At 61.1% G+C, this 14,676-nt stretch carries 11 protein-coding genes; 10 read left to right on the plus strand and 1 reads right to left on the minus strand.

What is annotated here, in order from left to right; all coding sequences use genetic code 11:
* The first annotated feature begins 61 nt into the window (after positions 1-61).
* From dnaE to ispD, 8 genes are all read left to right on the plus strand, one after another.
* A complete protein-coding gene (dnaE, locus tag U873_RS0107450; protein WP_025127651.1) occupies positions 62-3,583 on the plus strand; it encodes a DNA polymerase III subunit alpha in 3,522 nt (1,173 codons plus the stop codon).
* 139 nt (positions 3,584-3,722) lie between these two features.
* Entirely contained in the window at positions 3,723-4,670 is a 948-nt protein-coding gene (locus tag U873_RS0107455) for an acetyl-CoA carboxylase carboxyltransferase subunit alpha (RefSeq protein ID WP_025127652.1), read from the plus strand.
* 137 nt (positions 4,671-4,807) lie between these two features.
* Complete coding sequence (gene tilS, locus U873_RS0107460) at positions 4,808-6,124, plus strand: tRNA lysidine(34) synthetase TilS (RefSeq protein WP_025127653.1); 1,317 nt, start codon at positions 4,808-4,810, stop codon at positions 6,122-6,124.
* Between the two features lie 274 nt (positions 6,125-6,398).
* Entirely contained in the window at positions 6,399-8,030 is a 1,632-nt protein-coding gene (locus U873_RS0107465) for a CTP synthase (RefSeq protein ID WP_025127654.1), read from the plus strand.
* A 5-nt stretch (positions 8,031-8,035) separates the two neighbouring features.
* The gene (gene kdsA, locus U873_RS0107470; RefSeq protein WP_025127655.1) at positions 8,036-8,881 is read left to right on the plus strand and encodes a 3-deoxy-8-phosphooctulonate synthase; all 846 of its coding nucleotides are present in this window, start codon (positions 8,036-8,038) and stop codon (positions 8,879-8,881) included.
* Between the two features lie 155 nt (positions 8,882-9,036).
* Complete coding sequence (eno, locus tag U873_RS0107475) at positions 9,037-10,326, plus strand: phosphopyruvate hydratase (RefSeq protein ID WP_025127656.1); 1,290 nt, start codon at positions 9,037-9,039, stop codon at positions 10,324-10,326.
* Positions 10,327-10,498: 172 nt separating this feature from the next.
* Entirely contained in the window at positions 10,499-10,777 is a 279-nt protein-coding gene (gene ftsB, locus U873_RS0107480; protein ID WP_011059544.1) for a cell division protein FtsB, read from the plus strand.
* Entirely contained in the window at positions 10,774-11,481 is a 708-nt protein-coding gene (gene ispD, locus U873_RS0107485) for a 2-C-methyl-D-erythritol 4-phosphate cytidylyltransferase (protein WP_025127657.1), read from the plus strand. The genes ftsB and ispD overlap by 4 nt, the downstream gene beginning before the upstream one ends.
* Positions 11,482-11,594: 113 nt before the next feature.
* On the opposite strand, the gene U873_RS0107490 is transcribed toward ispD, so the two are convergent.
* Positions 11,595-12,494, minus strand: a complete 900-nt coding sequence (locus tag U873_RS0107490) for a LysR substrate-binding domain-containing protein (RefSeq protein ID WP_025127658.1) — start codon at positions 12,492-12,494, stop codon at positions 11,595-11,597.
* A gap of 103 nt (positions 12,495-12,597) precedes the next feature.
* On the opposite strand from U873_RS0107490, the gene U873_RS0107495 reads away from it, so the two are divergent.
* Together U873_RS0107495 and fghA are read left to right on the plus strand one after the other, a co-directional pair.
* Positions 12,598-13,710: an S-(hydroxymethyl)glutathione dehydrogenase/class III alcohol dehydrogenase gene (locus tag U873_RS0107495; RefSeq protein WP_025127659.1), complete on the plus strand. Its 1,113-nt coding sequence runs from the start codon at positions 12,598-12,600 to the stop codon at positions 13,708-13,710.
* Between the two features lie 89 nt (positions 13,711-13,799).
* Positions 13,800-14,645: an S-formylglutathione hydrolase gene (fghA, locus tag U873_RS0107500; RefSeq protein WP_025127660.1), complete on the plus strand. Its 846-nt coding sequence runs from the start codon at positions 13,800-13,802 to the stop codon at positions 14,643-14,645.
* Positions 14,646-14,676: the final 31 nt, after the last annotated feature.

Below are 14,676 nucleotides of genomic sequence, written 5' to 3' on the forward strand. Positions count from 1 at the left end.
TTTTAGTCGGGGCCCGGTACAATCCGGGCCTTGTTGTTTTCGCGCTTTCTACAGGATCACTATGTCGGCTTCTTTCGTTCACCTGCGCCTGCACACGGAATACTCTCTGGTCGACGGTCTGGTGCGGATCAAGCCGCTGGTCAAGGCCCTCACCGGCATGGGCATGCCGGCGGTGGCCGTCACCGACCAGAACAACATGTGTTCCCTGGTCAAGTTCTACAAGAACAGCATGGGCGCAGGGATCAAGCCGATCTGCGGCGCCGACCTGTGGCTGTCGAACAAGGACCCGGACAACCCCCTGAGCCGCATCAGCCTGCTGGCAATGAACGCAGTGGGCTATCGCAACCTCACCGAGCTGATTTCCCGCGGCTTCATCGATGGCCAGCGCAACGGCCAGATCATCATCGAGCGCGAGTGGGTGGCCGAGGCCGCAGAAGGCCTGATCATGCTTTCGGCGGCCAAGGAAGGTGAGATCGGCATGGCCCTGATCGCTGGCGATCTCGAGGTTGCCGAGACCCTGGCGCGCGAGTGGATGGCGGTGTTTCCAGATCGCTTCTACCTGGAAGTACAGCGCACCAACCGGCCCAACGATGAAGAGCAGTTGCACGCCGCCGTGGCTCTGGCCGACAAGATCGGTGCGCCCCTGGTGGCCACCAACGATGTGCGCTTCATCAAGCAGGAAGACTTCGAGGCCCACGAAACCCGCGTTTGCATCGGCGAAGGCCGGGCCCTCGACGACCCACGACGTTCGAAGAACTACAGCGATCAGCAGTATCTGAAAAGCGCCGAGGAAATGGCCGAGCTGTTCAGCGATCTGCCCGAAGCCCTGGAAAACACGGTCGAGATTGCCAAGCGCTGCAACATCGAGGTCAAGCTGGGCAAGCACTTCCTGCCCAACTTCCCGATTCCCGATGGCATGACTATCGACGAGTATTTCCGCAAGGTGTCGTTTGACGGCCTGGAAGAACGCCTTGAGGTGTTGCTGCCCAAGGACACCACCGAAGACTACGATGCCAAGCGTCAGGTTTATGTCGATCGGCTGAATTTCGAGCTGGATATCATCATCCAGATGGGCTTCCCCGGTTACTTCCTGATCGTTATGGATTTTATCCAGTGGGCCAAGAACAACGGTGTGCCGGTAGGTCCCGGCCGTGGGTCGGGTGCCGGATCGCTGGTGGCCTATGTGCAAAAGATCACCGATCTCGACCCCCTGGAATACGACCTGCTGTTCGAACGATTCCTTAACCCGGAACGGGTTTCCATGCCCGACTTCGACGTCGACTTCTGCATGGACGGTCGTGACCGGGTCATCGACTACGTGGCCGAGAAGTACGGCCGCAACGCGGTCAGCCAGATCATCACTTTCGGTTCCATGGCGGCCAAGGCGGTGGTACGGGACGTGGCTCGGGTCCAGGGCAAGTCCTACGGCCTGGCCGACCGCTTGTCGAAGATGATCCCCTTCGAAGTCGGCATGACCCTGGAAAAAGCCTATGAGCAGGAAGAGATCCTGCGCGACTTCATCAAGGTCGATGAAGAGGCGGCGGAAATCTGGGAGATGGCGCGCAAGCTCGAAGGCGTGGTGCGTAACGTCGGCAAACACGCCGGTGGCGTGGTGATCGCGCCGACCAAGCTCACCGACTTCTCGCCGATCTATTGCGATGAAGAGGGTGACGGCCTGGTTACCCAGTTCGACAAGGACGACGTCGAGGCCGCCGGCCTGGTGAAGTTCGACTTCCTCGGCCTGCGGACCCTGACCATCATCGACTGGGCCCTGAAGACCATCAACCGCGACCGTGCCAAGGCCGGTGAACAAGCGCTGGATATCGCCTTCATCCCGCTGGACGACAAGCCGACCTACAACCTGCTGCAGAAAGCCGAAACCACGGCGGTGTTCCAGCTTGAATCCCGCGGCATGAAGGAGCTGATCAAGAAGCTCAAGCCCGACTGCCTGGAAGACTTGATCGCACTGGTGGCCCTGTTCCGTCCGGGCCCGCTGCAATCGGGCATGGTGGATGACTTCATCAACCGCAAGCACGGCCGCGCCGAACTGGCCTATCCGCACTCGGACTACCAGTACGAAGGCCTCAAGCCCGTATTGGCGCCGACCTACGGCATCATCCTGTATCAGGAACAGGTGATGCAGATTGCCCAGGTCATGGCCGGTTACACCCTCGGTGGTGCGGACATGCTGCGTCGCGCCATGGGTAAGAAAAAACCCGAGGAAATGGCCAAGCAGCGTGGTGGCTTCATCGAAGGCTGCGTGGGCAACAATATCGACCCGGACTTGGCGGGCAACATTTTCGACCTGGTGGAAAAATTCGCCGGTTATGGCTTCAACAAATCCCACTCTGCCGCTTACGGCCTGGTGTCCTACCAGACTGCCTGGCTGAAGGCGCATTACCCGGCGCCGTTCATGGCGGCGGTACTGTCCGCGGATATGCACAACACCGACAAGGTCGTGACCTTGATCGAAGAAGTGCGGACCATGAAGCTGCGCCTCGATGCACCGGACGTGAACGCTTCCGAGTTCAAGTTCACGGTGAACGAAGAGGGACGGATCATTTATGGCCTGGGTGCGATCAAGGGGGTGGGCGAGGGGCCGGTCGAGGCCATTACCGAGGCGCGTCAGGAGGGGCCCTTCAAGGACCTGTTTGATTTCTGTGCCCGGGTGGATCTCAAGCGCATCAACAAGCGTACCCTCGACGGGTTGATCCGCAGTGGTGCCCTGGACCGTCTCGGTCCGTATTTCCATGATGAGCCCAAGGCTTACCAGGCCAATATCGACCGCAACCGCGCCGTGCTACTGGCGGCCATGGAAGAGGCGATCAAGGCGGCCGAACAGACTGCGCGCACCCACGACAGCGGGCACGCCGACCTGTTTGGCGGCTTGTTCGTGGAAGAGGATGCAGATGTCTACGCCAGCCATCGCAAAGCCAAGGAACTGACCCTCAAGGAACGTCTGAAGGGCGAAAAAGATACCCTGGGGCTGTACCTCACCGGACACCCGATTGATGAATACGAAGGTGAAATTCGCCGTTTCGCCCGTCAGCGCATCATTGACCTGAAGCCGGCACGGGATACCCAGACGGTGGCCGGCATGATCATCGCCCTGCGGGTGATGAAGAACAAAAAGGGCGACAAGATGGGCTTTATCACCCTCGACGATCGCTCGGGGCGGATTGAAGCGTCGCTGTTTGCCGATGCTTTCCACTCGGCGCAACCGCTGTTGCAGACCGACGCAATGGTGGTGGTCGAGGGGGAAGTCAGCAACGACGACTTCTCCGGCGGCCTGCGCCTGCGGGTCAAGCGGGTGATGAGCATGGAGGATGCGCGAACCAACCTGGCGGAAAGCCTGCGCCTGAAAGTCCACAGCGATGCCCTGAAGGGCGATCAGCTACGCTGGCTGGGTGAATTGTTCAAGCGCCACCGCGGCGCCTGCCCGATCACCATGGAATACACCCGCGAAGACGCCAAGGCCGTGCTGCAGTTTGGCGAAAACTGGCGGATCGACCCGGCAGACGCCTTGATTCAAGCCCTGCGTGACCAGTTCGGGCGAGACAACGTCTTCCTCCAATACCGTTGACGCTGAGGTGCCATCATTGCGCCTCATCGCCACATGAATTTTTAATCTCGACCTCAACGCGCCCGTCCCTTAAGGTAGGGCGCGAATAGACAACCGGCCGGCCCCAGTTCCCTTGGATGTCGACCCCAGACGGACGCCTATGAACCCGAATTTTCTTGATTTCGAACAGCCGATCGCCGACCTGCAAGCCAAGATCGAAGAGTTGCGCTTGGTCGGTAATGACAATTCGCTGAATATCGGCGATGAGATTTCCCGCCTGCAGGACAAGAGCAACACCCTGACCGAAGACATCTTCGGCAAGCTCACCAGCTGGCAGATCGCACGTCTGGCGCGTCACCCGCGTCGTCCGTACACCCTGGACTACATCCAGCACATCTTCACCGAGTTCGACGAGCTGCATGGCGATCGCCACTTCTCCGACGACGCCGCGATCGTGGGCGGCATTGCTCGCCTGGACGACCAGCCGGTGATGATCATCGGCCACCAGAAGGGCCGTGAAGTGCGCGAGAAGGTACGCCGCAACTTCGGCATGCCGCGTCCGGAAGGCTATCGCAAGGCTTGCCGCCTGATGGAAATGGCCGAGCGTTTCAAGATGCCGATCCTGACCTTCATCGACACCCCGGGCGCCTACCCGGGCATCGACGCCGAAGAGCGCAACCAGAGTGAAGCCATTGCCTGGAACCTGCGGGTCATGGCACGCCTGAAGACTCCGATCATCGCCACCGTTATCGGTGAAGGTGGTTCCGGCGGCGCATTGGCCATCGGCGTCTGTGACCAGCTGAACATGCTGCAGTACTCCACCTACGCGGTGATCTCGCCGGAAGGCTGTGCCTCGATCCTGTGGAAAACTTCGGAAAAGGCACCTGATGCAGCCGAAGCCATGGGCATTACCGCCGAGCGCCTGAAAGGCCTGGGGATTGTCGACAAGGTGATTGGCGAGCCATTGGGCGGCGCCCACCGCGACCCGGCCGCTGCTGCGGCATCGATCCGTGCCGAGCTCACTTCCCAACTGGCAATGCTCAAGGAAATGGATAACGACACCTTGCTGGCCCGTCGTTATGACCGCCTGATGAGCTACGGTCTCTGATCGACCGAGGTTCTCTCGGGTAGGAGCAAGCCAGTTCGCGAAACGGACGCCGTCGATCGACTCGATCACGGCGTTCTTGGTTTCCACCGGCCAGTGCAATGCCGCTCCCGGCTGTTCCTACAGGTCTTGATCGATTGATGAATGCTCTTTGCGCCAAACTGCTGCAACGCCTGGCGCCCTGGCGTGAAGCCTCGGCCTGGCATGTCGCTTTCTCCGGCGGGCTTGATTCCACTGTCTTGCTACATCTGCTGGCCGAGCTGGCGCGCCATCACCCCCTTCCGCTGTTGTCGGCTGTGCATGTTCATCACGGGCTGCAAACGGCGGCTGACGCCTGGCCCAAGCATTGCCAGGCGATCTGTGATGCCTTGGGCGTACCTTTGCGGGTCATTCATGTTCAGGTGCAAGTCGGGGCGAGCCTCGAGCAAGCGGCCCGGGAGGCGCGCTACAGCGCCTTCGAGCAAGTGATCGCGGCCAATGAGGTGCTGCTGACAGCGCAGCACCGGGATGACCAGGCGGAAACCCTGCTGTTTCGCCTGTTGCGCGGTGCCGGAGTCCGGGGGCTGTCGGCCATGCCGGAAAGCCGGGCGTTGGGGGACGGGACTCTGTTGCGGCCGTTGCTTGGGGTGTCGCGTGCCGATCTTGAACGCTATGCCGAGGAGCAGCGGCTGAGTTGGGTCGAGGACCCGAGCAATACCGATCATCACCACTCGCGCAATTACTTGCGGCACAAGGTCATGCCCTCGCTGATTGCGCGCTGGCCCCAGGCACTGGCCAGCATGAGCCGCAGTGCTGCGCACCTGGCGCAAGCCCAGGGTTTGCTCGATGAACTGGCTGAACTGGATTTGGCGGCAGCCGGGGAGGGCGCGCAATTCTCTTGGCTGGGGTTGCCCTCGCTGGCACTGGGGCCTTTGCAGTCATTGTCACCGGCGCGGCAGCGCAATGCCTTGAGTCATTGGCTGAACGGCTTTGGCCGCTTGCCGGACACCGATCATTGGGCCGGCTGGGACAGCTTGCGGGATGCCGGAGTCGAAGCTCGGCCCATCTGGCGTTTGGCTGATGGCGAGTTGCATCGTGGCGGCGGACGGATCTGGTGGCTGTCCGGTACCTGGTTGCAGCCGATCGGCGGTGAAATTGAATGGCTCGACCCGGCGAGCCCATTGTCGTTGCCAGGCAATGGCCAGGTTGTTTTCAAGGGCACGCCGCCGCATGGGCCGCTGCGCATTCGCTACCGCCAGGGCGGGGAAGTCCTGCTGGTGGCAGGGCGTGGCCACCGCGATCTGAAGCGTGTGCTGAACGAAACCGGGCTGCCGGGATTTGCCCGTGGCAGATTGCCGCTGCTGTATCAGGAGGAGCGGCTGCTGGGCCTGGCGAACCTGGCGGTGCCCGGCGCAAACCCTCAGGCGGACTGGCAATTGCACTGGCTGCCACCGACCAGCGATCAAGGTTTGAGCTGAAAGGGGCTTTCCGGTAGACTACGCTCCCTTCTTGATACAACTTCTGTGGATTCGCCTGAATTGCAGGAGTTGCCGATTACCAAGCAGTCTTTGCTGGGCGATTCCAAAAAATGTGTAGCGAGCAACCTACCGGTGTTTTTGCATCCGGTCTGTCACCACGCGGCGGTTTTTTTGAAAGGTGCACTGTGATTAATGCAGGTGATCGGGGGCTTCGGCCTTCCTTCGCTTTCCCCGGCGGCACTGACCGCTTTAACGCAGACTTCTAGGGTTTTTCATGACGCGCTACATATTCGTCACGGGCGGTGTTGTTTCTTCATTGGGGAAAGGCATTGCCTCGGCTTCATTGGCGGCCATCCTGGAGGCGCGGGGACTTAAGGTCACCATGCTCAAGCTGGACCCGTACATCAACGTCGACCCGGGCACCATGAGCCCGTTCCAGCACGGTGAAGTGTTCGTCACCCACGACGGCGCCGAGACCGACCTGGACCTGGGCCACTACGAGCGGTTCATCCGCACGACCATGACCCAGAACAACAACTTCACCACCGGCCGCGTGTACGAGCACGTGCTGCGCAAGGAGCGCCGTGGTGATTACCTGGGCGCCACCATCCAGGTGATTCCGCACATCACCGACGAAATCAAGCGTCGCATCATCAAGGGTGCCGGCGATGCCGACGTGGCCCTGGTGGAAATCGGCGGCACCGTGGGCGACATCGAGTCGCAACCGTTCCTCGAAGCCATCCGCCAGCTGCGGGTCGAAGTCGGCTCCAAGCGCGCGATGCTGATGCACCTGACCCTGGTTCCGTACATCGCCACTGCGGGCGAGACCAAGACCAAGCCGACCCAGCACTCGGTAAAAGAGCTGCGTTCGATCGGCCTGCAGCCAGACGTGCTGATCTGCCGCTCCGACCATCCGGTGGATGTGTCCTCGCGCCGCAAGATCGCTCTGTTCACCAACGTTGAAGAGCGTGCGGTGATCTCCCTGGAAGACGTCGACACCATCTACAAGATTCCTGCCGTGCTGCACGCCCAGGGCCTGGACGATTTCGTCGTCGAGCGTTTCGGCCTGCAGTGCAATGGTGCCGACCTGTCCGAGTGGGAAAAAGTGGTCGACGCCAAGCTCAACCCAGAGCACGAAGTCACCATCGCCATGGTCGGCAAGTACATGGAGCTGCTGGACGCCTACAAGTCGCTGATCGAAGCGATGAGTCACGCCGGCATCACCAACCGGACCAAGGTCAACCTGCGCTACATCGATTCCGAAGACATCGAGAACCAGGGCACCGCGCTGCTGGACGGCGTCGACGCGATCCTGGTTCCGGGCGGCTTCGGTCTGCGCGGCGTGGAAGGCAAGATCACCGCGGTGCAGTACGCCCGTGAAAACAAGGTGCCGTACCTGGGGATCTGCCTGGGCATGCAAGTGGCGGTCATCGAGTTCGCTCGTAACGTCATGGGCTGGAAAGACGCCAACTCCACCGAGTTCGACCGTGCCAGCGGCCACCCAGTGGTGGGCCTGATCACCGAGTGGGAAGATGCCACCGGTGCAGTTGAAACCCGTACCGAAGCCTCCGACCTGGGCGGCACCATGCGCCTGGGCGCTCAGGACTGCCTGCTGGAGCCTGGCTCCAAGGTGCACGACTGCTACGCCAAGGACGTGATCATCGAGCGTCACCGTCACCGTTACGAAGTGAACAACAAGTTGCTGCCACAGCTGATCGATGCCGGCCTGAAGATTTCCGGTCGCTCCGGCGATGGCGCCCTGGTTGAAGTGGTCGAGGCTCCGGATCATCCATGGTTCGTCGCTTGCCAGTTCCACCCCGAGTTCACCTCGACGCCACGTGACGGTCACCCTCTGTTCAGCGGTTTCGTCAAGGCAGCATTGGCTCAACACCAGAAGAAGGCTTGAACCTGATGGCGCAGAAGATCATCCGCGTAGGCAGCATCGAGATCGCCAACGACAAGCCGATGGTGCTGTTCGGTGGCATGAACGTGCTGGAAAGCCGCGACATGGCGATGCAGGTCTGTGAAGAGTACGTACGGGTGACCGAGAAGCTCGGCATCCCCTACGTATTCAAGGCCAGCTTCGACAAGGCCAACCGTTCGTCGGTGACCTCTTACCGTGGCCCTGGCCTGGAAGAGGGCATGCGGATTTTCGAGGACGTGAAGCAAGCGTTCGGCGTGCCGATCATCACCGACGTCCACGAGCCGGCCCAGGCCGCCGTGGTCGCCGAAGTCTGCGACATCATCCAGCTGCCGGCCTTCCTGTCGCGGCAGACCGACCTGGTGGTGGCCATGGCCAAGACCGGTGCGGTGATCAACATCAAGAAAGCCCAGTTCCTTGCGCCCCAGGAAATGAAACACATCCTGAGCAAGTGCGAAGAGGCGGGCAACGATCAGTTGATCCTCTGCGAGCGTGGTTCCAGCTTCGGTTACAACAACCTGGTGGTGGACATGCTCGGCTTCGGCATCATGAAGCAGTTCGAGTACCCGGTGTTCTTCGACGTCACCCACGCCCTGCAGATGCCGGGCGGTCGCTCCGATTCGGCCGGTGGTCGCCGGGCCCAGGTCACCGACCTGGCCAAGGCCGGCATGAGCCAGTCCCTGGCTGGCCTGTTCCTGGAAGCCCATCCGGATCCGGACAACGCCAAATGCGACGGTCCTTGCGCCCTGCGCCTGGACAAGCTCGAGCCGTTCCTGGCCCAGCTCAAGGCCCTGGACGAACTGGTCAAGAGTTTTCCGACGGTAGAGACCGCGTAAAACCGATTTCTCCGGTAAAGTACCGCACGATTATTGCTCAGGCCCCCGGGCCTGAGCCTTATCGTCTGCAAGTCTGCCCGCTTTCCCCGCCTTGCCGACGGTAAAAGATTTCCTACAGCTGCGTCGTTTTCGTCAACTTTGGAGTGTTTACAACAATGGCAAAAATCGTCGACATCAAAGGTCGTGAAGTTCTCGACTCCCGTGGCAACCCCACTGTCGAAGCGGACGTGCTTCTCGACAACGGCATCATCGGCAGTGCCTGCGCACCGTCCGGTGCCTCCACCGGCTCCCGTGAAGCGCTGGAGCTGCGTGATGGCGACAAGACCCGCTACCTGGGCAAGGGCGTGCTCAAGGCGGTAGCCAACATCAACGGTCCGATCCGCGACCTGTTGCTGGGTAAAGACCCGATCGACCAGAAGGCGCTGGATCAGGCCATGATCAAGCTGGACGGCACCGAGAACAAAGCGACTCTGGGCGCCAACGCGATCCTCGCCGTATCCCTGGCCGCGGCCAAGGCTGCCGCCCAGGATCAGGACCTGCCGCTGTACGCCCACATCGCCAACCTCAACGGTACCCCGGGCGTCTACTCGATGCCGGTACCGATGATGAACATCATCAACGGTGGCGAACACGCTGATAACAACGTCGACATCCAGGAATTCATGGTGCAGCCGGTTGGCGCCAAGTCCTTCTCCGAAGGCCTGCGCATGGGCACCGAGATTTTCCATCACCTCAAGGCTGTGCTGAAGGCCCGTGGCCTGAACACCGCAGTGGGTGACGAAGGTGGTTTCGCGCCGAACCTGGCTTCCAACGAAGACGCCCTGAAAGTCATCTCCGAAGCCGTGGCCAACGCCGGTTACACCCTGGGCACCGACGTGACCCTGGCGCTGGACTGCGCCGCCAGCGAATTCTATGAAGATGGCAAGTACAACCTGTCCGGCGAAGGCCAGGTGTTCACCGCCGAAGGTTTCGCCGAGTACCTCAAAGGCCTGACTCAGCGCTACCCGATCATCTCCATCGAAGATGGCCTGGACGAGTCCGACTGGGCCGGCTGGAAGATCCTCACCGACAAGATCGGCGAGAAGGTGCAACTGGTGGGTGACGACTTGTTCGTGACCAACACCAAGATCTTGAAAGAAGGCATCGACAAGAAGATCGCCAACTCGATCCTGATCAAGTTCAACCAGATCGGCACCCTGACCGAAACCCTGGAAGCCATCCAGATGGCCAAGGCTGCCGGCTACACCGCAGTGATCTCCCACCGTTCCGGTGAAACCGAAGATTCGACCATCGCCGACCTGGCCGTGGGCACCTCGGCTGGCCAGATCAAGACCGGTTCCCTGTGCCGTTCCGACCGCGTATCCAAGTACAACCAATTGCTGCGTATCGAAGAGCAATTGAACGGCAAGGCCAAGTACAACGGTCGCAGCGAGTTTCGCGGCTGAGCAGTAGATGGTAAAAAGACAACGGATTGTGTCGGGAAAGTCGCAAAAGCGGGTTTTTTACCACTAATCTGATGCCTTAAGAGCACAAGCCTGGTTCTTCCAGGCTTCGTGCTATCAGTAGGTTCGAAGTTGTTGGCATGGCTGTCTTTTTTCACTGGATACCCGATATTCGATGCGCAGTCCCAATTGGTTGTTCCTGGTCTTGCTCTTGCTGCTGGCTGGCTTGCAGTACCGCCTGTGGGTGGGGAACGGCAGCTTGGCGCAGGTGGCCGACCTGACTCAGCAGATTGCTGACCAGCACGCTGAAAACGAGCGTCTGCTGGAGCGTAATCGCGTACTCGATGCGGAAGTCATGGAGCTGAAGAAAGGCATGGAGACCGTTGAAGAACGGGCTCGCCATGAGTTGGGCATGGTCAAGGAGGGTGAAACCCTCTACCAGTTGGCCCAATGAGTAACGCGCTACCGGCCTTCTGGGCCGTGATTCCTGCCGCGGGCATCGGTGCCCGCATGGCCGCGGACCGTCCCAAGCAGTACCTGCAACTGGGCGGACGCACTATTCTCGAACACAGCCTTGGCTGTTTCCTTGATCACCCAGGCCTCAAGGGGCTGGTGGTCAGCCTCGCAGTTGATGATCCCTACTGGCCAACCCTGCCCAGTGCCCATGACACGCGAATCCAGCGGGTCGAAGGCGGCGCGGAGCGTTCCGGCTCGGTGCTCAATGCCTTGCTGCATTTGCATGCGGCGGGCGCCGGGGATGAAGACTGGGTGCTGGTCCATGATGCCGCGCGACCCAATCTGTCCCGTGATGACCTGGACAGGCTCCTGGGTGAGCTGGCGCACGATCCCGTCGGAGGGCTGCTGGCGGTTCCTGCCCGCGACACCCTCAAACGGGTGGACAAACACGGACGGGTGCTGGAAACCGTGGATCGCAGCCTGATCTGGCAGGCCTATACGCCGCAGATGTTTCGCCTGGGAGCCCTGCATCGTGCCTTGGCCGACAGCCTGGTGGCCGATGTTTCTATCACTGACGAAGCTTCGGCAATGGAGTGGGCCGGGCTGGCGCCACGATTGATCGAAGGGCGGTCCGACAACCTCAAGGTCACTCGTCCCGAGGACCTGGAGTGGCTGCGCCAGCGCTGGTCCAATCGCCGCTGAGTCCGCTCCTGCGTCCGCCAACCTTTCTGTAGCCACTGCCGTGGCCTTGGTGCGGGCGCGATCGAGCGAAAACAGCACCGACTTTTCCACCGATCAAGCGGCCTTTCAGCGGCCTACACGTCCTGGTATTCCGGACGCTGGGCCAGGCCCTGCCTGAGATAGTCCACCAGCTTGCGCACCTTGGGAGACAGGTGGCGCTGTTGCGGGTACAGCGCCCAGACCGCGGTATTGGGCGGCTGGTGGGCTTCCAGCAGGGAAATCAGCGTGCCGTTCTGCAAATGTTCCAGTACGTAGTAATCCGGCAACTGGCACAAACCCACCCCCTGCAACGCTGCATCCAGTACGGCTTGCCCGCTGTTGCAGCGCCAGTTGCCCTGGACCCGCTGCGAGAACTCGCGTCCATCCTGTTCCAGTTGCCAGATGTCCGAACTGCCGATCAGGCAGTTGTGGCGGCTCAGCTCCGAGAGACTGTGGGGGCGCCCGTAGCGCTCCAGATAGGACGGCGAGGCGCACAGGTACATGCGCCGCGGCGCGAGGCGGGTGGCCACCAGGCGCGAGTCCTGCAGCCGCCCGAGGCGAATGGCCAGGTCGAGGCCTTCGTGCACCAGGTCCAATGGCCGGTTGCTCAGCTCGATGTCTACCCGCAATTGCGGGTACAGCCCCATGAATCGAGTCACCAGTGGCACGATGAAGCGCTCGCCGTAGGCCACGGCGCAGGTCATGCGCAGCATGCCCTTGGGTTCGCTGGTCAGATCGCCCACGGCCCGCAGCGCCTCATCGCGACCATCCTGCAAGCGTTGGCAATGCTGGAGAAAGGTTTGCCCGGCTTCGGTCAGGGTGACCCGGCGGGTGCTGCGATACAGCAGGCGGGTCTGCAAACGTTCCTCAAGGCGCGCCACCTGGCGGCTGATATGGGACGAGGACACGCCCAGGCGCTCGGCGGCAGCGGTGAACTGGCAGCATTCGGCGACCGCGACAAACTCGTCGATGCCTTCCCAGCGGTTTTCACTCATTGATTATCCCTGTGTGGCAATAATGTTTTGCTTTCACCTGGATTATTCATCGCGCGGCGCTGATTTACACTCACTGTCTCGTTTTATTCACTGGAGAGTCAGGATGATCAAGTCACGTGCTGCCGTAGCCTTCGAGGCCAAGAAGCCCCTGGAAATCGTCGAAGTGGATGTCGCCATGCCCAAGGCCGGCGAAGTCCTGCTGCGGGTCGTCGCTTCCGGTGTCTGCCACACCGACGCCTATACCCTCTCGGGTGCGGATCCGGAAGGCATCTTCCCGTCAATCCTCGGCCATGAAGGTGGCGCGGTGGTGGAGGCGGTGGGCGAGGGCGTGACTTCCGTGGCGGTGGGCGACCACGTGATCCCGCTGTACACCCCGGAGTGCGGCCAGTGCAAATTCTGTCTGTCGGGCAAGACCAACCTCTGCCAGGCCATTCGTGCTACCCAGGGCAAGGGCCTGATGCCTGACGGCACCTCGCGTTTTTCCTACAAGGGCCAGCCGATTTTCCACTACATGGGCACCTCGACCTTTTCCGAGTACACCGTGCTGCCGGAAATCTCCGTGGCCAAGATCCCCAAGGAAGCGCCGCTGGAGAAGGTCTGCCTGCTGGGGTGCGGTGTAACCACCGGCATCGGTGCGGTGATCAACACGGCCAAGGTCAAGGCCGGTGACACTGTCGCCATCTTCGGCCTGGGCGGGATCGGCCTGTCGGCGGTGATCGGTGCGGTCAAGGCCAAGGCCGGGCGCATCATCGCCATCGACATCAACCCGGCCAAGTTCGAGATCGCCAAGCAACTGGGCGCCACCGATTGCGTCAACCCGAAGGACTTCGATCGTCCGATCCAGGAAGTCATCGTCGACATGACCGACGGCGGGGTCGACTTCTCCTTTGAGTGCATCGGCAATGTGCAATTGATGCGCGCGGCACTGGAGTGCTGCCACAAGGGCTGGGGCGAGTCGGTGATCATCGGCGTCGCCGGTGCTGGCCAGGAAATCGCTACCCGCCCGTTCCAGCTGGTGACCGGCCGCGTATGGCGCGGCTCGGCATTCGGCGGCGTGCGTGGCCGCAGCGAGCTGCCTAGCTACGTGGAAATGGCCCAGAGCGGCGAGATTCCCCTGGATACCTTCATTACCCACACCATGGGCCTGGAAGACATCAACAAGGCATTCGACCTGATGCACGAAGGCAAGAGCATTCGTACCGTCATCCATTTCTAAAAAGCAGCGGCAAGCGTTAAGCCTCAAGCGACAAGAGGGGGATCCCCACTTGCAGCTTGAGGCCTGAAGTTTGCGGCTTGAGGTCTGCCATGACTCTGGAAAACCTTTCCTGCCAGAAAAGCTTCGGCGGCTGGCACAAGCGCTACAAGCATCATTCCCAGGTGCTGGGCTGTGACATGGTGTTCGCCGTGTACCTGCCGCCCCAGGCCGAGCAAGGTGGCAAGCTGCCGGTGCTGTACTGGCTGTCCGGCCTGACCTGCACCGACGAGAACTTCATGCAGAAGGCCGGCGCCCAGCGCATGGCCGCCGAGCTCGGGTTGATCATCGTGGCTCCGGACACCAGCCCTCGAGGTGCCGGTGTTCCGGGTGATCCCGATGGGGCCTGGGACTTTGGCCTGGGGGCAGGGTTCTATCTGAATGCCACCCAGGAACCATGGGCTCAGCACTATCGCATGCACGACTATGTGGTCAGTGAGTTGCCGGCGTTGGTGGAGGCGCACTTCCCTGCCTCGCAGAAGCGCGGCATCAGTGGCCACTCCATGGGCGGGCACGGGGCGCTGGTCTGCGCGCTGCGTAATCCGGGCCGTTATCAGTCGGTGTCGGCTTTTGCTCCCATTAGCAATCCGATGGATTGTCCCTGGGGGCAAAAGGCGTTTTCCCGTTACCTGGGAGAGGAGCGCTCGCGCTGGCGCGAATGGGATGCCAGTGTGCTGATTGCCGAGGCCAGTGAGAAACTGCCATTGCTGGTGGACCAGGGCGATCGCGATGACTTCCTGGCCACTCAACTCAAGCCCGAAACCCTGCAGCAGGCGGCGAAGAATGCCGGTCATGAACTGACCTTGCGGCTGCAACCCGGTTATGACCACAGCTACTTCTTCATCGCCAGTTTCATTGACGACCACCTGCAGCATCATGGGCGTGCTCTAAACGCCTAATGCCGGCCAAAGCAGGTAGAATCACGCCCTG

The organism is Pseudomonas sp. PH1b, assembly GCF_000633395.1.
In the GTDB taxonomy this organism is placed as follows: domain Bacteria; phylum Pseudomonadota; class Gammaproteobacteria; order Pseudomonadales; family Pseudomonadaceae; genus Aquipseudomonas.